We start from the raw sequence: 21,571 nt of genomic DNA on the forward strand, positions 1-21,571 counted from the left end.
CCGAGCTCAATAACGCCTCAAGCCCGACAGCTCCAATCGCTTCTTGCAGCCTGTATAACAGTTGTCGATCTTGCCACAGGCAGCGTCGACGGGGTGCTTCCAGATCTCCCTGGCGACCTCCTCGCCAATCTCATTCGCGGCGAAATCCTCTTCGTCGTACGTGCTCCCCCGTCCGTACCTGTCCATCAACTCCTTGTAGAAACCCGCGGCATTGCCAGTCCCGGGGCCGCAGCTCAGAGTGATCTGACATGCCATCTGGCAGTGGAGCATTTTGTCGTCCTGATTCGGGTTCGTGAACGCGAAATCAGCGGCGACTTCCGCCAGACACAGGGGTGTGTACGGGAACTCCCCGTCTGGGTCCGTATACGTCACTGGGTTGTTGAGCGCGTAGGCGTATGTCGGAAGCGTCGGGCCTTGCCGAGCGAGTCCCTCGAGCTTCAGAGGCCGCTGCAACATGGGTTCAGGTTGTAGATATCGCCCATGGGAGGAGTCATAGTACCGGTTCCAGTTCTCGAACAGGTCCGTCTCCGCATCGTGGTACTGCCCCGGGAAGCGCAGCGGCGTCCACAGAGGCTGCACGTTCGGCTGGTAGCGCTGGTACTCGTAGGCCGCCACGGAAACGCCGGTGTACGGATGGTTGGGGTATGCGCTGCACTCCGTGCCACAGTTCAACCCACCCTGCCCATCCGGGCAGCAATTGGACGCATTGGAGCTGAAATCGACCTTCACATGGCCCGCCGACGGGTGGACCCAGGACGTCCACGTCGGCCCGGCGAGGTGTCCCCCCATCGGGCCCCCCAGCGTTGCGCCAGTCGAGCCATCCTTCAGGGTCACGAAATCGAGAAGCGTCGCGCCATTCGACTCCGTGTCCACGGCGCCCAGGAGCACGCGCATCCGCACGACTGTATTGGGATTGGCCGCCCCCGCCACCGGCTGCGTGAAGTCCGCCAGCGTCGCGTTCAGTCCATGGGCATAGGGATTCGCCGTCCCCCCTGAGAGCACCACGCGATTCACGTGACCAAACGGGTCGTAGTCCGCAGCTCCCGCCACTTTGTAGGTGCCATTGAGCATCAGCACCGGCTTCATGAGGTGGTCCGACACGGGGAAGTAGAGCCCGCAGTCCGCGGGCTCTCCATTGCGTCCACAGGCAGGGGAGAAGGTGGTGGTGGTCGAGAACTCGGACTGCCGCACCCATCCCGCGTCGAACCGGCCACGCACCATGACGACGGGCCGTCCATCCAACCAGACATAGTCATCCTCGACGTAACCACTCCCCACGTCGAGCGACGCATTCCCCCGGTCGCTGAGCAACTGGTTGGAGACATCGTGGAAGTACTCGTCGGAGACGCCGGTGGGGTACACCTTCAGGCGACGCCGGTTGAACGCGTCGAAGAAGTAGTTGTACGCAACCCCGTTCACCATTGCCGCCTTGAAGACCGTGTCCGATGCACTCGACTGCACGCCCCCGGCCGTCCCAGAGCTGGCCCCGTAGCTGAAGTCCAGCGCCCTGCCGCCCTGCCGCCCTCCGGACTCCGCCACCTGGACCACGCGCCCATCCGCATCGAACGCGTAGGCCGTTTCGCTGGCGGTGTCACAGCTCGAAGCCACGGAGACGAGCTGGTCCACCCCCGGTGTCGTCCCGTACTGAAGGTCCATCACCTGGGCGCTTCCGTCCTGGCAGGTACCATTCGTCAGGCCGGTGCGATTGCCACGGCCGTCGTACTGGTAGCTCTGGGCGCTGAACGCCCCGCCGGCAGCCGCCACGTTCCCGGCGGGCCGGGAGGCCGACGTCAGCCGCAGCATCCCGTCATAGGCATACGTCTCCGTGCGCGGCACCGTGGCCCCCAGCAGACACGTATCAATCCGCGCCACCTGGTCCGCCGCCCACGTGTACGTCCGCTTGTAGAGGTCCTGGGTGGTGCCGTAGGGCACGCTGATGAGCTTCGTCACCCAGAGGCTCCGCAGGCGCCCGGTCGAATCCCCCGGCGCAACGGGGCGCGTCGCCGAACATTCGCTTCCGGCCGCGGGCGGGACGGTTGCATCCCCGCCCAGCAGAGCCTCCACCCGAACCCTGTCATTGCTCACGGGGGATTTGATGACGTAGCTGCGCAGCCCTCCGAACGGCTCCCAGTAGATGTCCTCGATGACTCGGTTCACCGAGGTGTTGGTCTGCCAGGCACCATTGTAGAGCGGAATCTCGATGCTCTGGACCCGGTCGGCGGTGGCGCTGTAGCCGTAGACGTATTTCACCGTGCGCCCATGCGGGTACTTGATGGAAGTCACCCTTCCATTGCGCGTGTACGCGTACTCGGTGATGGGGTTGGCATCACTGCTCGTGCTCGCGGTGCACGTCGTATTGCCCGTCCTCAGGCGGATCTCCTTGGAGACCCAGCCCTCCTGCGTGTAGGCGTACCAGGTCTTCCCGAAGGAATCCTCCCGCCAGAGCAGACGTCCCTGGGTGAGCGCCGGCTGCGGGCACGACGCATCCAGGGTTCCATCCGAATCATAGCCCATGCGGTACAACAGCTCGCTCCCGCTCGTGGAAGCAGCCACCGCCTCCTTCACCCGCCCGAGCGAGTCGTAGGTGTACGCAAGCCAGGACGCGCTCGCGAGCTGCTGCGGAGTCTGCTTGAAGAGGACCTGGCCATTCGCCCCGTACGCCATCCGCGTCGGCCCCTGCGCCGTGGGCAGCGACACCGCCACGAGGTTGCCGAAGTCGTCATGCCTGTACGTCGCCGCCGGCTGCGTGCACGCGCTGCAATCCCCAGGCGTGGCATTGGCAGGGCAGCCCATGCGCACCTCCGAGACATTGCCGTGCGCATCGTGCGCGATGCAGGTCCGGCTCGGAGCACTTCCCGCGGAGACATAGGCATCGACGCCTGTCAGCCGGTCCGCCCTGTCATAGTACAAGCTGTTGCACAGCGAAGAGAGCGGCAGCCCGAGCGCGCTCGCCCCTCCACACCAGGCCGGAGGACCATTGTAGGCGTTGCCCACGCCGACCAGGTTGTCCGCACCATCGTAGAGGCGCGTCCGGGTGAAGGCCCCGGGGCCGGTACCCGTCCGCTCCAGGGTGGGCCGCCGGTGGGCGTCCGCCGCGTACTCCCGGACCTTGCGCACCTCACCGGGTGAAGCCGCATTGCAAGCGGAGCCCGGGGGACACCCCAGGTAGGTCTCGCTCTTCAGGGTGCCATCGGGCCAGTAGGCATAGACAATCTTTTCGCTCCAGCCACTCCCGATGGAATCACCCGAGGTGGCGCGCCACTGGAGCTTGTCCGAGAGAACGCCCCCGGAGCACCCGCTGGTGCCAGTCCCCGTACGGTAACAATAGACATCGTAGTTCCCGGCTGGGTTCTCGGCCGCTTGCAGCTTGTTGGCATGATACGAGAAGCTCACCTGGGACGAGCTGCCCACCTTGCGCATCCGCATCTGGGTTCCCAGATACCAATAGGTGGTGACGATGCCGTTCGCGTCGGTGACCTGCCTCGGCATGCCATTCTGCGTGTAATCATCGAAGGTCGTCACCAGACCGGTGCGTCCCGGAAGCCCGCACCCCGTCGTGCCTCCCGACGTGTACTGCGTCGTCTTCCACAGCTGGTTGCGGCGGTCCCCCGACTCGTTGCTCCCCCAGTAGTGGTATTGCGTGACGGGAACGTCCACCCCCGCGGGGCAGTCCGTGGCGTTCTCGCCATCCACCCAGCAGGGACCATGCACTTCCACGACCCGGTCCAGCGGGTCCGCCTGGGTCTCTCCCGAGCACGTCCGGGTGGTCAGGTAGAAGGTCCCCAGGAAGCGCTGCTGCTCGCTCCAGGTCCCCGTCCCCGGGTCATACGTCTGCGTCCAGCCCGAGCGAATCCGCGCGCTCACCCGCTGGGTTCCCGGCGCGTAGACCCAGCGCGTCCGGGCCATCCCCGCGCCATCCATCGCCGACGGCCGCTCCTCGGTCTCCACGCGCTGCTCGGCACCCGGGCCATAGCTGTAGGAGTAGAACGTCTCCTCGAGCGCCCCCGCGCCCGTGCTGTCCAGCGCGCCTTTCTTCACCGCGGTGCGCTCGAGCAACTGGGACGACACTCCGGCGGGAGGCGCTTGATGCACATAGACCTCCCAGAAGTCCCGCTTGTTCTTGCGCGCGAACTCGTGGGCGGGCAGCCCGCCAGGAACCGGGCACGTCCACTCCGAGCGCGTGGAGCCCTCGGAGCAGAACGGAGCGCCGCCACAGCTGTCCGTCTTGCGATAGACGCGAGGCGCCAGCGTGGTGCCATGGGCCTCGATGAGGTCGAACCGCGTGGACAGGAAGGAAGAGCCCGCGCTGCCATCGCCCTTGCCCGAGTTGGAATCGAGGATGACCTGGCTGCGCAGGGGCCCCACGCAACACGTGGAGGACGGGTCGCAGGCGCTCGTGCCATTCCACGTCAACGACAGGTTCTCGCTCAACGCCTGGGACGTGGCGACGCGCCCGTTGGAATCATACGTATGCCGCATCACCACCGTTCCCCCGCGGCTGCGGCTGAACTCGTTGGCGGAGTACGCGTACGTGTCGATGATATGCGTCTCGGAATTGCTGCTCGACCCCCAGCGCCCGGCCACAATCGTCGTGGCGGTGGCCAACCGTCCCGGCCGCTCGGTGGTGCCGTCGAGCGTGTAGGCATACTCGGCGGTCTTTATCTGCCACTCGGACGTCCCGCTCTGGCTCAGCTGGCTCACATACCAGAGCACGCACTGCGACTGGCCGGTGGCCGTGGACAGGGCCTTGTATTGGAAGCTCACCCCGCCGCCCGAGCGGGTCCTGACGTGGGTGAGATAGGGATTGCCCACCATGTCGGGGGGAATGGTGCCGGAGCAGCCTCCCGCTCCGGCGCCGGTGCGGGAGTACTGCAAGGTCGCGACGGACTTCCCCCGGTACCGGACCTCCGTGAGGAAATAGTGGGAGGGCTTTCCCGCGAAGCGGGCAATGGGGTTCGCGAAGACGAGCTCCCTACCGGACGACTCCTTCAAGACGAAGCCAGAAGCGTTGCGGGTCAGGACGTGCCGGATGGAGGGGTTCGCCGAATGGGGTGACGCGGTGCACGTCGAGCCCGCGCAGGGCGCGAAGCGAATGGCACCGCCCTCCAGGTCGCGGACGGTCCAGACGTTCGCCGAGAGGCTGATGAAGCTGTAGTAGGTGTGCCACCAGAGCAGCGAGTCCGGATTGGCTGGACTGGGGCCGAAGGGCTTCACCATGCCCTTCGCGGAGAAGTCATGAAACCAGGCCCGCTCGTCGGAGTTGAACATCCGGTAGAGGCTCAGGTCCAGCTCCGGGTCGGGCAGGTTGACGTCGACGAGCCTCAGGTAGCTATTCCCCCCGCCGATATCGAACGGGTCTCCCTGCTCGGTCTCGGGACGGCACGTCTCGTCCTCGTCGCCAGGCGTGGGCCCATCCCCGATGGGTCCCATGGGAGCCGGAGGACCGGGAGGCGCCGGAGGCGGATTGGACTCCGGCGCGGGAGGGTTGGTTCCTCCATCGTTCGGAGGCGTGGGAATGCCATCATCCGGCGAGCCACTGCAGTCGTTGTCCACGCCGTCGTAGACCTCTGGCTCCTGCCCGGGCCGGAGACCTCCCTCGCATTCGGAGCGCAGGTTCCGCAGCCGCCCCGACTGCTGGTCGTAGCCGTCGTGTTTCACCACGCACGTGCCCGTGTTGTAGCAACTCCCCGGCCCTGGCGAGCAGGACTTCCCATCCTCGCAGGGCCACTGCGGACCGCCATCCGGCTGCGTGCCTCCATCCGGCGGGACGCCCCCGTCCACGTAACAGGACGCGGCTCCACCCACCTTGCCGACGTTCTCCTTGGGGCAGGGGTAGTCTGTCTGGCAGCAGGTCTTGCCGCAGACGTTGGGCGACCCATCACAGCTGCAACTCATCACGTAGTATGCGCCCTCACCTACCTGCGCGCAGACACGGATGTCCGCGCTCGCGGCACCGGACGCCAGGAACACCGCCAGCGCGACATGGGCAAAATAGCCGCCCCACGAGGAGATCCCGCGCTCGCGTGCATCATTGAATAAGGACATGTTTTTTTACGCAGTCAGATAGGAATGGAAGGGTGCCGGCCCGAAGCCGACGGCGGCACACCGCGTCTCGGCTCGCGAACGACTCAGCTCGCCGGAGGCACGCACATCTGGTTGTTGGGGCCCGGGTAGATCTGCGAGCAGCGCCACTGCGGGGGGCACTCGGCGGACGACACGCACCGCTGGCTACAGACGTAGCCCGACTCCCGCTGGGGCCGGACGTGCAGACACACCCCGGACGTGCACTCGGAGGCGCCCGCCTGGGTGCAGTCCTCACCCACGCTCTTGGTGGCCGCCAGGGCCTGCGAGGGTCGGTGCTCCGTCAATACCGGCGCAACCGCGGGGCTCGTCTCGGGAACGCGCACGTCCCCGCATCCGACGGCCATCCACGACAACACCACTGCCACTCCAGCACGTCGGAACACGCACCCCTCCGGGCGGATTGCCAATCACCCCAATGTTGACAATCCATCAGTCGGAGTCCCATTTGCCGCCGGAGAAGTCAAGGCACCAGGCGAGACATCATGGAAACAGCCACACATGTCCGGCGAATGCTTACAGCAGTCTTGTTCAGCCGCCAGCCCCGGGGGATGGAGCGCGGCCCCACCGCCGGTCATCCATTATCCTTGCCGCCGGACGCGGATGGCCTGCATTCAGGATAAACGCCAACACCAGACAGGCCCGGCTATCATGTCATTCGAGAGGCCACTGGCACGCACCTTTTCGAACTCAAGTGCCTTCCAACGCGACTTCGGATTTTGGTAGCCGAACTGCCTGGCAAGACGGATGAGCGCAGCCGCCTCCAGCTCGCGCCCACTCGACAGCCACCCCTCCGCGATTGCCGCAGGCTGACGGAGCTGACCTTCTACTGGGCCGCGAAGCGGCCGAAGCGGCTGGGTGTGCCCGTGCTGCCGAACGTGGTGGCGGCGGTGGGCACGCGGATGCGCCAGTGTCACGTGGACCTGGACGCGCGGCTGCACTCGAGCGTGGAGCCGGGCTACGGCGGCATGGGCGTGGTGGTGGCGCCCGGGGCGGTGGTGGCTGGGATTCCCGGACGAGAGCTGAAGCGCAAGTGAATTGATTTGGATCAACTGCCTCGCTCGGGCCGCCGGAAGCTGACCCGCCTGGTCCAACTGGAGAAGCCTCCGACCGTGCTCGCGTCTGAGGCCTGCACGAGTTCAATGCTCAGTCCCCTGTCCATCCATCGATAGGTCATCGTCTCTGTCCCAGTCTCGATGTCCGGCTCACCATATTCCGACATGAACTGGCTGAGTAGATTGGCAGGCACCAGAAACTCGATATCCAGGGTAACGAGTCGCTCTCGGTCAAAGGACACACACATGCGCTGCTTTTCGCTCTCGCCGCACCATTTCCCGTCGGACTCGAGCTTGAGTCCCGGAAATTGCTTCAGCACGGCTGCCTTTGGCTTCTTCCAGACCCCCGAAAGAAACCCAGAGTCGGAGTTGGCCTCTGGTGGGGCCCGATGCGTGCAACTCAACTGAGCAATTGCAACCACCACAATCGCGGCTTTCATCGGCTCCCCCCTCGACATGCGAGATCAGGCCGGCAAACTCCTCCATTGCAAGTCTTGAGACACTCCTTCTCCCAGGAGTCGCATATGAACCGACTTCTCCGCTCGATTTTCAATCTGCAGTTGGTCGCCTTCTCCCTGCAGTCTGCGCGGCAGTGTTCGCAACTATCCCTATATTCGCCATCAGGGCAAACCAGCTTCCCCTCTACACCATCGAAATAGCATCCACCGTTGCCAGGGGATCTTCCTTGGAGACCATCCGGGTCGACAAAGAACAACGGATTGCTATTCGCATACGCGTACGCGTGTGGGCTGGTGCCCGCCTTCGCCTGCTTCACGCTCCACTCCGGATCCTCCAGCATCGGCTCCGGCTGTAGGTACCGCCCGCTGCTCGGGTCGTAGTACCGGTTCCAGTTCTCGAACAGGTCCGTCTCCGCGTCGTGGTACTGCCCCGGGAACCGCAGCGGCGTCCAGAACGGCTGAGCCCCCGTCTGGAAGCGCCGGTACTCGTACCCCACCATTGCCACGCCCCCGTACGGGTAGCTCGGGTACTGGGCACAGGTGGCGGTGCTGCACGCAAGGCCGCCCTCGGGAGTCGGGCAGCAGTTGCTATTGTTTGCCGTGAACTCGAGCTTCGCCTTCCCCGTCGACGGCTGCACCCACGGCGTCCAGGTCGGCCCAGGCTGCCGCCCACCGATGGGCGCGGACAGCACCGTCCCCGTCGAACTGTCCTTCAACGACGCGTGGTCCACCGGCGTCCCGCCACTCGACTCGGTGTCCACGACGCTGAGCAGCGCCCGCAGCTTCACGCTGGTGGAAGGATTCGCGGTGCCCCCCACCGGCTGCCCGAAATCAGCGAGCGTCGTACTGGAATTGCTGTAGGGCATGGCGGTCGCCTTGCGCAGCGTGACGCGGTTGACGTGACCGAACGGCTCATACTCGCCCACGCCAGCCACCCGCCCTTCCCCATCCAGCATCAAAGCGGGCTTGCCCAAGGGGTCCGTCACAGGGAAGTAGACACCGCAACGGGCAGCCTCCCCATTGCGAGCGCACTCCAGGCTGCTGTCCGAGGCCCGCGTCCACCCGGTGCTGAAGCGACCGCGAACCATCGCGACAACGCGCCCATCCAGCCAGACGTAGTCATCCTCGACGTAGTACCCGGACGGAGGCAGCGTGCTGTCCACTCCCTGGTCCGACAGCAACTGCTTCGCGGCATCGTAGAAGTACTCGTCACGCACGCCACTGGGATACACCTTGAGGCGCCGCCGGCCTTCCGCGTCGTAGAAGTAGTTGTAGCTCAGGCCATTCACGGAGACAGACTTGAAGACCGTGTCCGTGGCGACATTCGCCCCCGTGCCGTACTCGAAGGTCAGCCAGGGCCGAATCGTCCCCGAGGCACCGACCCGGCCCATGAGCTTCCCGGAGACACGGCCGTCCACCTCGTAGGTGTATTCCACATCATGGATGGCACTGATGTCGCTGCGCCACCGGAGCACCTGGTTGCTCCGGGGGGCCGGCGCATACGTGGGCCGCACGTAACCATCATTGTCTTCCCAGACGAGGCTGCGGTTCCCGCGGAAGTCATACCAATAGCTCCGCCGGTCGAACGCCCCTCCCGTGCTGGTGAAGTTGCCCGAGGTCCGACCGCCACTCGCGAGCCGCACCGCGAGGTCGTAGGTGAAGAGCTCCGTCTTCGCGGTGGTCGCCTGAAGCAGGCAACTGTCCGTCCGGACCACCTGATCCGCCTTCCAGGTGAAGGTGCGCTGGAAGATGTCCCCCGCGCCAGCGCCCGAAATGAATGCTCCAGAGGAGACGCGCAGCGCTCGCACCCGGCCACTCAGGTCCGACGTTGCCATGGACGGCGGCATCACCGAACAGCCCGCCGGAGCCACCGTGGCATTGTCACCCAACGAAAACTCGACGCCCGAAGCACCTCCGCCCTGGGTGTGATTCAGCTGGTAGCCACGAACCCCGCCAAACGGCTCCCAGACCACATTGCTGAGCAGCCGGGTCGTCGTCCATCCACTGCCGTCATGCAGAGAGACATCCACCGCGTTCACCCGGTCAGCCGCGGCGCCCGTCCCATGGACATACGTGACGGTGCGCCCGTGCGGGTACGTCACAGAGGCGAGATTCCCATTGGGAGTATAGGAATAGAAGGTGTGTGGGTTGTCGTGCAGGCTCCCAGTACAGGCAGTAGTCCCCGCGCGCACGCGAATCTCACCCGTGAGTCGCCCCAGGGCATCGTACTGGTACCAGGTGGTACCGAACGAGTCCGTGCGATACCGCAACCGCCCGTGGGTGTTCATCGGCTGCGGGCAGCTGGCGTCCGGGGCGCCTTCCTGGTCATACCCCTGCTGATAGAGCAGCACGCTTCCGCCAGAGGGCTGGGTGGACACATTCCGCGCGGAAACCAGGCGCCCCAGCCCATCATGGCTGAAGGAAAGGTATTCGCCCGCGCGGCGCATGGCCTCCGTCTCACGAATGACGATGGCGCCCGTGACGTCGGTCTGGAAACGGACGGGGCCCTCGGAATCCGGCAGGCTCACCTCCACCAACTGGCCGAAGTCGTCCGATGTGTAGAACGTGGCGGGCTCGGTACAGCCGCTGCACGCCGTGGTGGTGGGGCACATCCTGACAGAGGTGACGTTCCCCTGGACGTCATGGGCGAAGCAGGCGCGCCCTCCTGCTGCGGAACTGGAGTTCGACTGCTCGTCGGCTTGAATCAAGCGGTTGGCGCGGTCATAACGCAGCGTCGCACATGCGGAAGCGCTGGGCACCCCCTCGGAGGACACCGTGCTTCCACACCAGGCACTGGGCGCGTTGTAGGGGATGCCGACGCCCACCAGGTTGTCTGCGCCGTCATACCTCTTCACCGAGTTGAAGGCGCCAGCCCCTTCGCCCCACTGCTCCCAGGTGGGCCGGCGGTGCGCGTCGGCTGCGTACTTCACGACCCGGCGCGTCTCCGCCGCGGAACCAGTCCAGGTCAGGAAGCGCTCTGCCTTCCGGGTGCCATCCGGCCAGTACTCGTACTTCACCTTCTCCGTCCAGGAGGCACCGACTGCATCCGCGGCTTTCGCCGTCCACTGGATGGCCTCCGTCAGCACGCCTCCCGAGCAGGCCTCGGTGGGCGTGTCGCGGCGGTAGCAGTTGACGGTGTAGTTGCCCTCGGGGTGATTCACCCACGTCCGGCGGCCCTGGTCGTATCCGTACTGGGTCGGCATCTGCGTCCCCACCGAGGAGCTCACGAGCCGGTCCTCTTCGAAGACACTGTGGGTCACCACGCCATCCGCGGCGATGACTTCCGTCGCGTTGCCCCAGGCATCGTAGTTCGCGTACGTGGTGACGCTCGGAGTAGACGCCAGCGACGCGGACACCGACATCGTATGCATCCGGTTGCGCTTGCCGCCGGGAGCGGTATCGGGCCAGTACGTGTAGCGCGTCAGGCGGTAGTCCGCGGACGCGCAGCCCGTCGCGGCCTCTCCCGACACGAGGCAGGGGCCGTGGACCTCGCGCGTGCGGCCCAAGGGGTCCGGCGTCAAATCTCCCTGGGAGACGTAGGCGGTGTGGAAGAAGGTCCCAACGAAGCGCTGCACGGTGGCCCAGGTGCCGTCGGGCTGCCGCTCCCGGGTCCATCCGGATTCGATGGTCGCCTGAAGTCGGTTGCTGCCAGGCGCATACACGCGGGTGGTCCGCGCCCGTGCGCCGGGGCCGCCCAGCACACTGGCCTCCTCTTCCGTCTTCAGCAACGGCGTCCCGTCGGTGCCCTGCTCGTACGTGAAGAACTCTTCCTCCAGCGCGCCGGTGCCATTCATGTCCGAGGCCCCGCGCTTCACGGAGGTTCGCTGCGGGGGAAGTCCCGGGACGCCTCCGTCCAGCGACGCGTAGGCGTACACCTCCCAGCTGCCCCGCTTGTCCTTGCGCGCCTTCTCGTAACCGGGCTGCGTCGGCGTGGAGCAGGTCCACTCGGACTGGGTCGAGCCCGGAGAGCAAGCTCCGGCCACGTTGCAGCTCTCCGTCAGCCGATAGAGGCGCGGCTCGAGGGACTGCCCAAGGTTGGACAGCGTTTCATACGTTTGCGTCAGTCCGCTGCCACCATCCAGCCCGTCACCCCGGCCGGCGCTCAGGTCGATGACCGCCCGGGCGCGAGGAGCCGCGCCACAGCAGTTCGAGCCCGGCTGACAGCCCACCGCCTGGGACGTTGTCGAGACCTGGAGCACCTGCCCGGGAGCGTCCGACTGCGACACGACCCCGTTGGTGTACTGGTGGACCACCCGGGTGCCATCACTGGCGGTCTGAACGAAGCCCGCGCTCGTGTACTCGTAGGATTCATGCCGGCCCGCCCATGCCGCGGCCGCGATGTGGCCCGGACGTTCCGCCGTCCCATCCGAGGCATAGGTGTACGCCACCACCGGGGTGAGCGATGTGCCGCCGTCGGTCTCGCTCCCCTGAAGGGAGACATCTCCAATCACGCATTCCACCCCGCCGTCCGCGCGTTGGAGGGGCCGGTACGTCAGCACCAGGTGCGACACCGGAGAACGGATCTCCGCGAGATAGGGAACGCCCGGAGCCGTCCCCGTCGCGCCCGTGGGACACGACGCATACGGTGGCTGGCGATACGTCAACTGTGCCAGCGTGCTCCCCGACGATGAGCTGATCTTCGTCAAGAAATAGCGTGTCACCGAGCCTGTCGGAGCCACGTAGGGCGCCTCGAAGACCAGGCGCTCACCCTCGTCGGAGTGCAGGATGAAGCCGGTGGACACCCGCTGGAGGCGGTGGCGGACGCTGGCGTTGTTGGACGCGAGAGACGCCCAGCAGGGCACGCCCGTGCAGGGACGGTATTGATACAGCTGACCGCCCCGGTCCCGCACACTCCAGTTCCCGGCCTCCTCGGTGACGAGACTCAGGTAGTTGTGCCACCAGAGAACGGAATCCGAGGCGGAGGGGCTGGCACCGAAAGGCTTGGGGACGCCCGCCAGGGGAGTCCCATCCATCCAGGCGTCCGTCCGCGAACTGAACGTCCTGGAGAAGCCAAGGCCACGCTCCTGCCCGGGAGGCTCGACGTCCACGACGTGAGCGAAGCTCGTTCCCGAGTTGGCATCGACAGGGTCACCGAAGAGCGTCGGACTGCACTCGCATTTCGGGCCCTCGCACGGAGGAGGCGGAGGAACTGGCACGAAGCACTGCTGGGTTTCCGGATTGCACTCCAGCCCCGGCGCGCAGCAATAGTCGCCGCAGGCGCTCTGCCCCGCGGGGCATCCCAGGACGCACCCCTGACGACGGTCATCACACTTGTAGTTGGACGGGCAGCAGGTCGGCGCCGCCCCGCTATGGCAACCAATGGGAGCCTGGGGGGAGCAACACACACCATCGGAGCAAAACTCTCCCTGGCTTGGCCGGCAACATTGCGTCTTGCAACATTCGGTCGCCTCACCATATCCAGGCTTGGAACACCAGAAATTCATCTGGGTGTCCGGACTGGTGTAGCAGAGCTGGTACATGTCCTCCCAGCCCTGGGCCAAGGCGCTACAGGGCAGCACGCCCACAATCACAACCAGGAGCCAACGACAAAGCTCGCGCATCATGGTGAAGTTCCGGAGAGTGGCCGCGGCCCTCCAGGAATGGAGGCGTGAGCCGCGGCAATCAGTGATTGAACTGGAACCGGCTCGACTCGCGAGAACGAGGGAGTCGAACGAGGCCGGGCGAATGCCTCACCGCACGTTCGCGGGAGGAATGCAGACCTTCGAGGTGGGATCCGCGGGATGCATCTGTCCGCACTGCCACCCCGCCGGGCACTGGCCGGGCGACTCGCAGCGCTTCGAACAGACGTATCCAGAGTCATGACGGGCGCCGACATGGAGACACAGGCCCGACACACACTCGCTTGCGCCCCCCGTGCCGCAGTCCTCCCCCTCGCGTTTGCCCGCTGCGGCCTTCTGCGGCTGGAAGCGGTGTTCGCTCAGGACGGGCACCGATGCCGGCGCATCCGCTCTTGGGGCAGCAGGAGTGGACTCCGTGCATCCCGGGGCCATCATGGCCCCCCAGGCAACCAGGGCCGTCAAACAGCACGCTCTCGCGATTCGCGAGGCGGCAGTCCCGCGCCTGCCGGCGTCCTGCCCTCCCATGGGCATTTCGCCGGTCTCTACACCCATCCGGCCGACGGCCCTCCACGCCGGCACCACTGCCATTCCCGCACGTCGGAACACGACCCCTCCAGGAGGGATTGCCAACCGCCCCAGTGTTGACAATCCATCAATCGGAAGTCCCATTTGCCGCCGACGAAGTCAAGGTACCTGTCGAAACACAATGGCAACAGCCACCCATGCGCGGCAAATGTTTACAGCGTCATTGTCCACTCTTGAGTCCCGGAGGGATGCAGTGCGAACCGCCGCCAGTCATCCATCACAGGAGCTGAAGCACAGAGCGCTGTGAATTCCTGAGCAGCACGGATGACCTGTATTCAGTAGATGCCGCAGCGCCCGATTGGCTCGGTCATCAGGTCATTGAGAAGACCGCTGGCACGCACCCTCTCGAACTCAGGTTCCTTCCGGAGCCACCTCGGATTCTGATAGCCGAGCGCCCAGGCAAGACGGATGAGCGCTGCCGCCTCCGTCAGCTGTCCTTCGCGACTGGCCATGGGCATTCGTCGCGAGCAGCGCGAAGAAGAGCACGAACTTCGAGACGCTCGCTCGTGGCGGTTCCGCGAGCACCCCAAGGTACACGGCACCACTTGCGAACGCGGACCAGGCGGTCAGGGAGTCCGTCCCCTCGAATGGAATCGATGCGACCGGCAGGGCCAGAACAAAGGCTGCCATTGGCATCAACAGCAGGCCGGCAGATGTCGCAACCCGCCCCGGCTTACGGTGTTCAGCCAAACGAACTTGCGCGGAGGGTAGGATTTGAGCCGGCATGGAGCGCTTCGGGTTGTTTGTTCATCCTCCTCGCGCCCATGAAATGCATCACCCCTCCCCCACCTTGCGCAGGGACATCGCCGCCTCGTCCCGGACCTGCGCCTCGCGATCCTTCTCCAGCTCGCGGAGCTTGCCCATGGCCCGCTGCTTCAGCGCGGCGTCCTCCGTGCTCCTCACCAGGTATTCGAACCCATGGGGCACCAGCGCCCGCGCCGGCCCTTCACGAACTCCCAGGCCCCCGCATGGGCGCGGAACGCCACGTCTCCCAGCAAGGCCACCAGCCGCTCGAAGGCGTCCGCCGGGAAGCGACTGCCCCCGCAGAGCGAGAGCGTCAGCTCGAGCGCGAGCCCCGAGACAGCCGCCCCGGACCCGACGGCCGCTCGCACCTCCTCCAGCACCACCCCAGGCTCACGAATCCCGTCCAGCATTCCATCCTCCCCGACCCCGTCCGGCGGACCCTGCCACCCGCCTCGGGCACACTGTCGGCCCTCAAACCACCGTCACCGTCCCGGAGCCAACACCGCCCGCCCGGGCAGCATCCAGCCGTCCCGGCCCGACACCGACCCCTCCCCCGTCAGGTCGCCCGACGAGTCAGCCCCCAGGAGCGTGGGCCGTCCTCCTACCCATGAACCCTCCAAGAACTCCTGCGCCGCGCCCGGTTGTGGCATATACCCACACCATGCCTTCCGCCCTCACCGCCTCCCAGATTCGCGAGGCGTTCCTCAAGTTCTTCGAGGAGCGTGGTCACCGCCGCGTTGCCTCGTCCTCGCTGGTGCCCGCCAACGACCCCACCCTGCTCTTCACCAACGCGGGCATGGTGCAGTTCAAGGACGTCTTCACCGGCCGCGAGAAGCGCGACTACTCCCGCGCCACCACCTCGCAGAAGTGCGTGCGCGCCGGTGGCAAGCACAACGACCTCGACAACGTGGGCTACACCGCCCGGCATCACACGTTCTTCGAGATGCTCGGCAACTTCTCCTTCGGCGACTACTTCAAGGCCGACGCGATTGCCTACGGCTGGGAGTTCGTCACCAAGACGCTCGGCCTGGACAAGGAGCGGCTCGCCGTCACCGTGTTCAACGGCGAGGGCGGCGTCCCCTGGGACGAGGAGGCCTACGAGCTGTGGGCGAAGCAGGGCGTGCCGCGCGAGCGCGTCTACAAGCTCGGCATGAAGGACAACTTCTGGGCCATGGGCGACACCGGCCCGTGCGGCCCCTGCTCCGAAATCCACTACCACCAGGGCAACGACATCCCCTGTGTGGAGGAGGCCGCGGGCAAGCCGTGTCAGGGCGTCGCGTGTGACTGCGACCGCTGGCTCGAAATCTGGAACCTCGTGTTCATGCAGTTCGAGCGCAAGGAGAAGGACGCGCCGCTGATTCCGCTGCCCAAGCCGTCCATCGACACGGGCGCGGGCCTGGAGCGCATCGCCTCCGTCGTCCAGGGCAAGCGCTCCAACTACGAGACCGACCTCTTCCAGAACATCATCGCCACCGTCAGCCAGCTGTGCGGCAAGACCTACTCGCAGGAGGGCGGAGCCTCCATGCGCGTGGTGGCGGACCACAGCCGCGCGGCGGCCTTCCTCATCGCCGACGGCGTGCAGCCCTCCAACGAGGGCCGCGGCTACGTCCTGCGCCGCATCATGCGCCGGGCCATCCGCCACGGCACCCTGCTGGGCCTGGAGGACGTCTTCTTCTTCAAGGTCGTCGACCGCGTCATCGACCTGATGAGCGACGCCTACCCCGACCTGCGCCAGAACCGCACCTTCATCCTCGAGGTCTGCCGCCACGAGGAGGCGAGCTTCCGCGAGACGCTCAACCGCGGCCTGAAGCTCATCGACGAGGAAGTCTCCCGGATGAAGGGCTCCGGCGAGAAGGTCCTCCAGGGCGACAAGGTCTGGGACCTGCACAGCACCTACGGCTTCCCGTGGGACCTCACCGAAATCATCCTCCGCGAGCGCGGCTTCGGCGTGGACCTGGAAGGGTTCAACAAGAAGAAGCAGGAGGAGGCGGACAAGAACAAGTTCACCGGCTCCGGCGACAAGGGCGTGGGTGACGTCTACCTGAAGCTCGTGGAGAAGCTCGGGCCTTCCGAGTTCCTCGGCTACGAGGGCGAGGGCCACGAGGGCGAGGGCAGCCTGCGCGCCATCGTGAAGGACGGCGTCGAGGTCACCGAGGCCAACACGGGTGACAAGGTGGAGCTGGTCCTGGACCGCACGCCCTTCTACGGCGAGTCCGGCGGCCAGGTGGGCGACACCGGCCGCATCGTCGGCCACGGCGGCAAGTCGGTGGCGCAGGTGAAGGACGCGCAGCGCCCGGTGCCGGGCCTCGTGGTGCACTCGGTGGAAGTCACCGAGGGCACCTTCAAGGTCGGCGACATGGTGCAGGCGGGCGTGGACAACGAGCGGCGCAAGTCCATCCGCGCGAACCACTCGGCGACGCACCTGCTGCACAAGGCGCTCAAGCTGGTGCTGGGCGAGCACGTGAAGCAGGCGGGCTCCGTCGTGGCGCCGGACTACCTGCGCTTCGACTTCTCGAACTTCTCGCCGGCCACGCCCGAGCAGCTCGAGCAGGTCGAGGACCTGGTCAACGGCTGGATTCGCGACAACGCGGCGGCCGAGACGCGCATCATGAAGCTGGAGGACGCGAAGAAGTCCGGCGCCGTCGCCATGTTCGGCGAGAAGTACGGCGAGACGGTGCGCGTCGTCACCGTGCACCCGGAGTCCACCGAGCTGTGCGGCGGCACGCACGTGCGGCGCAGCGGTGACATCGGCCTGTTCAAGATCACCAGCGAGAGCGGCGTGGCGTCCGGCGTGCGCCGCATCGTGGCGCTCACCGGCATCGGCGCGTTCCAGTACCTGCGCGAGCAGGAGCACGAGCTGCGCCGCGCGGCCGCACTGCTGAAGACGAACCCGAAGGAGCTGTCCAAGCGCGTCGAGGCCACCCAGAAGCGCATCAAGGAGCTGGAGCACAAGGTGGAGGAGCTGGCGGTGAAGGGCTCGTCCGCCGGCAGCAAGGACCTGCTGGAGCAGGCGCGCGAGGTGAACGGCATGAAGGTGCTGGCCACGCGCGTGGAGGGCGCGGACGACAACATCCTGCGCGGCCTGGCGGACCAGCTGAGAGACCGCATCCGCTCGGGCGTGGTGGCCATCGGCGGCGAGAAGGACGGCCGGGCCATCATCCTCGTGGCGGCCACGAAGGACGTGGTGGCCAAGGGCATCAACGCGGGCGCGCTGGTGCGTGAGATGGCCAAGGAAGTGGGCGGCAAGGGCGGCGGCAAGGCGGACATGGCGCAGGCCGGCGGCCCTGACGCGGCGAAGCTGCCCGCGGCGCTCGACAAGCTGTACGAGCTGGTGAAGGGCGCGGGCGCGGCGTGAGTCCCCGGTCCTTCCCTTCCCGGGCGCCGGTGGCGCTCCTCTCGGCGGCGGCCCTCCTCCTGGGGGGCTGCACGAAGGAGGAGGCCACGCCCGGCGCCCTGGGAGCGGGGGATGACCGGACGCTCCAGAAGCTGCGCGCGGAGGTGGACCGGGTGAACCAGGGAGGCCGTCCCTCCCAGGGGCCCGAGGCCACGCGCGGCGACCCGAACGCGAATCTGGCGGGACTGGCCGCGGGGCTCGATGAGTCCGGCGAGCGGCAGCTGGAGCTGCCCGCGAGCAACGCGACGGTGCACGTGGACGCGTTGGCGGTGAAGCTCACCGGGCTGGACGCAGCGCACTCGGTGAAGGGCTCCGGCAAGGTGGGGCTGACGACGGAGGACCTGTTCCTCCGCGTGAGGCTCGTCACGCAGAACGTGGGCGCCGCGCCGCTGACGTTGGACCTGGACGGCGCGAAGGTGGTGGGCGCGGACGGACAGCAGTACACGCTGGCCCGGGACGCGCAGGTGGTGGCGGGCACCCGCCCTCTGCGGCGCACCTGGGCCCCGGAGGAGCGCACCGACGTGGTCCTCCTGTTCGAGCTCCCCCCGGCGGCCCTGCGGGATGACGGCCTGCACCTGGCCCTGCAGAGGTCCGGGGGAGACGTACGGATTCCCCTGCGATGAGCGGGCTCGCGTCCAAGCTGATTCCCCTGCGCATCCGGCTTCCGTACACGACGGAGGACGAGTTCATCGACAAGTACGGATCGAACGTGGCGCGCGGGGGCGTGTTCGTGGCCACGCGCGCGCTGAAGCCCGAGGGGACGGGGCTGGCGTTCGAGTTCGTGCTGGCGGATGGCTCCCGGCTGCTGCGCGGCGAGGGCGTGGTGGTGAAGGCGCAGGTGGACGCGGGTGGCGGGCGCTCCGGCATGACGGTGCGCTTCGTGAAGCTGGACGCCGCCAGCAAGGCGCTCATCGACCGCGTGGTGGCCCGGCGCGGTGGCGCGGAGGCGCAGACGCCGGCACCGCAGCCCGCGCCTCCGCCGGGGCTCACGCGCCGCGTGCCGAAGTCCCGGGCCCCGGAGTCCGGGACTCCGCAGCAGGTCCCGGCGCTGACGGAGGAACCCCGCACTCCAGCGACGACGGGGAGCACGGCGGCGCCCGCGAGCGGGGCGCGTGCTCCCGTCGAGGGAACCCGTGCGCCCACGCGCGAGACGCAGCCCCTCTTCGAGGAGCCCGTCACGCCAGGGACGTCCGAAGGCGCCGATGCGTTCGCGAGCGAGACGCAGCCCCTGTTCGAGGAGCCCGCCACTCCGGGGACGACGTCCGAAGGCGCCGAAGCGCGCGGGAGCGAGGCGCCCGAGTCCTCCAGCGAAGCGAGCCCGGCGGAGGCCTCGCGGAAGGCGTCCACGCGCGACGCCTCCGCGACGGAGGAAGACGGCTTCGACTTCGACATCACCGCGAGCCTCTCGGAGCCCGAACCGGACGAGACGCCCGCGCCGCGCGGCTTCGCGAGCGCCGACCGCGGCAGGACCGCCTCCACCTCCTTGAGCCCGGTGGAGTCCGCGTTCGAGGCGGCGCTGCCCATCGTCACGGGACTGCCCGACGACACCGAGGCCGTGAGCCCCGCCAGCACAGCGGCAACCACCGCCCGCCCTGGCACCGGGAGCCCCGCGTCACCCCCCGTCGCCGAGGCCGGGACTGTCTCCACGACGGTGACTCCCGCCACCCGCGCCGAGCCGGTCACCCCTCCTTCCACGGCTACGCCCACCGAGCCGGTCAGCCCTCCCGCCACGGCCACCGCTCGCGCGGACCACCTTCCCTCGACGGTCGCGCCCACCACCGCGGCGGAGAGCGCTTCCGCCACGGCCACTGCTCGCGCGGACAATCGTCCCTCGACTGTTACGCCAGCCGAGAGCGCTCCCGCCCCGGCCACTGGCCGCACGGAGCCTCCGCCTACCACCGACCGCGCGGAGCCCGACAGCGCCACGGCCGCCCCGCAGGACGCGGAGGCCCTGCGCAACCGTCGCCGGGCGCTGCTCGACGTGCCCGTCACCGCCGCGACGCCGGCTCCCGCGATTCCCGAGGTGGTGCTCGGCATCGACCTCGGCACCACGCACGCGCGCGTGGCCGTCTTCCACGAGGGCAACGCGAAGCTCGTCCCCATCCCCGGCACGGACAGCACGGAGCTGCCCGCCATCGTCGCCGTGGACAACAACGACGAGCTGCTCGTCGGCGCCGCCGCCCAGGTCGAGGCCAGCCGCGCTCCCCGCCGCGCCGCCTCCGGCCTCAAGCGCCTGCTCGGCCTGCGCGCCCGCTCACCGCTGCTGCGGGATTTGTCCTCGCAGCTCCCCTTCTCCGTGTCCCCGGACCCGCGCGGTGATGCCGGCGTGGAGATTGGCGAGCGGCTCATCGCTCCCACGCTCTTCACGGCCATGCTGCTGCGCGAGCTGAAGCACGCCGCCGCCACCTTCGTCGGCCGCAAGGCCAGCCGCGTCGTCATCAGCGCCCCCACGCACTTCACCGACCGCCAGCGCGCCGCCCTGCGCGAGGCCGCCACCCTCGCCGGACTCGACGCGCAGCGCATCCTCACCGCCCCGGCCGCCGCCGCGCTCGCGTACGGCCACGGGCGCGGGCTGGCCCGCAAGCGGGTGCTCGTCGTGGACCTGGGCGGCGGCGGGCTCGAGGTCTGCGTGGTGCAGGTGACGGGCGACGACCTGGAAATCGTCACCACCGGCGGCGACGCCACCGTGGGCGGCATGGACTTCGACGCGCGCATCGCCGAGGCCCTCGCCAGCGACCTCGCCGACCAGGGCGTGCCCCGGCCCCAGCACGTCATGGACTGGGGCCCGCTGCGCACCGCCGCCGAGTCCACCAAGGTGGCCCTCTCCGAGCAGGAGCAGGTGGACGTCCCACTCTCCTTCGGCACCGTGCCGCCCTTCACCCGCGAGCGCGTGGAGGCCCTCACCGCGGACCTCGCCCAGCGCGTGACGACCGTGGTGCGCGAGGTGCTGGAGTCCAACGCCCTCTCCCCGCAGGGGCTGGACGCGGTGCTGCTCGTGGGCGCGCAGAGCCGCTCGCCGCTCGTGCGCCGCCGGCTGGAGGAGAGCCTCGGTGTCCCCGTGCGCGACGACGTGGACCCGAGCGGCGCGGTGGCGCTGGGCACGGCGCTGCTCGGCCAGGCCCTGCTGTTGGCCGAGGCCGGCAAGCCCGCGGCCTCCGTCTCCGAGGTGCTCTCCTCCCCCATCGGCGTCGCCGAGCGGGGCGGCACGCTGCGCCGCGTGCTGGAGCGCAACACCCGCCTGCCCACCAGCAAGACGCTGGTGCTGCCCGTCGCCGCGCCCGGCCCGCTGGAGCTCGCCCTCTTCCAGGGCCCCTCGCCGCTCGCCTCGGAGAACGAGTACCTTGGCCGGCTCCACTTTCCCGTGGACCGTCCAGGCGAGGTGGAGCTGCACTTCGCCCTCTCCGTCGACGGCGTCCTGTCGCTGGAGGCCACCCTGCCCGGCGCGAAGCGCAAGCCCGTGTCCCTGGCCGCCGAGGACCTGGACGACGCCGAGCGCGACGCGCTCATCGCCCGCTCGCCCCTGGCCGGAGAGCCCGAGGCGCGTCCTGGCGGCCTGCTGTCGGGCCTGAAGAAGCTCTTCGGCCGCCGCTGAGCGCCCGCCCGGCCCGCCGCTCCCCGCCAGCCGCGTCCCTGCGTGCCTCCGTCCGTCCCGGTGGCCGCCCTCTGTGGCCGTGG

11 protein-coding genes are annotated in these 21,571 nt (G+C 67.8%); 4 read left to right on the forward strand and 7 right to left on the reverse strand.

Annotated features, from left to right (window positions below; translation table 11 throughout):
• Positions 1-6: 6 nt before the first annotated feature.
• The gene (locus tag HG543_RS54415; protein WP_211193790.1) at positions 7-6,045 is read right to left on the reverse strand and encodes an RHS repeat-associated core domain-containing protein; all 6,039 of its coding nucleotides are present in this window, start codon (positions 6,043-6,045) and stop codon (positions 7-9) included.
• Between the two features lie 83 nt (positions 6,046-6,128).
• Positions 6,129-6,428, reverse strand: a complete 300-nt coding sequence (locus tag HG543_RS07645) for a hypothetical protein (protein WP_169344027.1) — start codon at positions 6,426-6,428, stop codon at positions 6,129-6,131.
• A gap of 372 nt (positions 6,429-6,800) precedes the next feature.
• On the opposite strand from HG543_RS07645, the gene HG543_RS07650 reads away from it, so the two are divergent.
• Positions 6,801-7,118 carry a hypothetical protein gene (locus tag HG543_RS07650; RefSeq protein WP_169344028.1) on the forward strand — a complete coding sequence of 106 codons (318 nt, stop codon included), beginning with the start codon at positions 6,801-6,803 and terminating at the stop codon, positions 7,116-7,118.
• An 11-nt stretch (positions 7,119-7,129) separates the two neighbouring features.
• Here the strand turns inward: HG543_RS07650 and HG543_RS07655 are convergent, their stop codons facing one another.
• From HG543_RS07655 to HG543_RS07670, 5 genes are all read right to left on the reverse strand, one after another.
• Complete coding sequence (locus HG543_RS07655; protein ID WP_169344029.1) at positions 7,130-7,576, reverse strand: hypothetical protein; 447 nt, start codon at positions 7,574-7,576, stop codon at positions 7,130-7,132.
• Complete coding sequence (locus HG543_RS07660; protein ID WP_169344030.1) at positions 7,573-12,567, reverse strand: RHS repeat-associated core domain-containing protein; 4,995 nt, start codon at positions 12,565-12,567, stop codon at positions 7,573-7,575. Before HG543_RS07660 ends, HG543_RS07655 begins: the two co-directional genes overlap by 4 nt.
• Positions 12,568-14,033: 1,466 nt before the next feature.
• A complete protein-coding gene (locus HG543_RS07665; protein WP_169344031.1) occupies positions 14,034-14,210 on the reverse strand; it encodes a hypothetical protein in 177 nt (58 codons plus the stop codon).
• A gap of 322 nt (positions 14,211-14,532) precedes the next feature.
• A complete protein-coding gene (locus tag HG543_RS56230; RefSeq protein WP_281404369.1) occupies positions 14,533-14,661 on the reverse strand; it encodes a hypothetical protein in 129 nt (42 codons plus the stop codon).
• Positions 14,658-14,912: a hypothetical protein gene (locus tag HG543_RS07670; protein ID WP_169344032.1), complete on the reverse strand. Its 255-nt coding sequence runs from the start codon at positions 14,910-14,912 to the stop codon at positions 14,658-14,660. The genes HG543_RS56230 and HG543_RS07670 overlap by 4 nt, the downstream gene beginning before the upstream one ends.
• Before the next feature lie 251 nt (positions 14,913-15,163).
• Between HG543_RS07670 and alaS the strand changes: the two genes are divergently transcribed.
• From alaS to HG543_RS07690, 3 genes are read left to right on the forward strand one after another with little or no spacing between them, the layout of a single operon-like run.
• On the forward strand, positions 15,164-17,857 hold the full coding sequence (gene alaS, locus HG543_RS07675) for an alanine--tRNA ligase (protein ID WP_169344033.1): 2,694 nt from the start codon (positions 15,164-15,166) through the stop codon (positions 17,855-17,857).
• Positions 17,854-18,519 carry a hypothetical protein gene (locus HG543_RS07680; protein ID WP_169344034.1) on the forward strand — a complete coding sequence of 222 codons (666 nt, stop codon included), beginning with the start codon at positions 17,854-17,856 and terminating at the stop codon, positions 18,517-18,519. Before alaS ends, HG543_RS07680 begins: the two co-directional genes overlap by 4 nt.
• Positions 18,516-21,488: an Hsp70 family protein gene (locus HG543_RS07690; protein ID WP_246356832.1), complete on the forward strand. Its 2,973-nt coding sequence runs from the start codon at positions 18,516-18,518 to the stop codon at positions 21,486-21,488. The genes HG543_RS07680 and HG543_RS07690 overlap by 4 nt, the downstream gene beginning before the upstream one ends.
• The last annotated feature ends 83 nt before the right edge of the window (positions 21,489-21,571 follow it).

This window comes from Pyxidicoccus fallax (assembly GCF_012933655.1).
GTDB classification, from domain to species: domain Bacteria; phylum Myxococcota; class Myxococcia; order Myxococcales; family Myxococcaceae; genus Myxococcus; species Myxococcus fallax.

Excerpts from the sequence above, each read along its gene's own strand:
- HG543_RS54415 (WP_211193790.1), bottom strand. The coding sequence starts at position 6,045 with ATGTCCTTATTCAATGATGCACGCGAGCGCGGGATCTCCTCGTGGGGC.
- HG543_RS07645 (WP_169344027.1), bottom strand. The coding sequence starts at position 6,428 with ATGGCCGTCGGATGCGGGGACGTGCGCGTTCCCGAGACGAGCCCCGCG.
- HG543_RS07655 (WP_169344029.1), bottom strand. The coding sequence starts at position 7,576 with ATGAAAGCCGCGATTGTGGTGGTTGCAATTGCTCAGTTGAGTTGCACG.
- HG543_RS07660 (WP_169344030.1), bottom strand. The coding sequence starts at position 12,567 with ATGGATGGGACTCCCCTGGCGGGCGTCCCCAAGCCTTTCGGTGCCAGC.
- HG543_RS07665 (WP_169344031.1), bottom strand. The coding sequence starts at position 14,210 with ATGGCCAGTCGCGAAGGACAGCTGACGGAGGCGGCAGCGCTCATCCGT.
- HG543_RS07670 (WP_169344032.1), bottom strand. The coding sequence starts at position 14,912 with ATGCTGGACGGGATTCGTGAGCCTGGGGTGGTGCTGGAGGAGGTGCGA.
- alaS (WP_169344033.1), top strand. The coding sequence starts at position 15,164 with ATGCCTTCCGCCCTCACCGCCTCCCAGATTCGCGAGGCGTTCCTCAAG.
- HG543_RS07690 (WP_246356832.1), top strand. The coding sequence starts at position 18,516 with ATGAGCGGGCTCGCGTCCAAGCTGATTCCCCTGCGCATCCGGCTTCCG.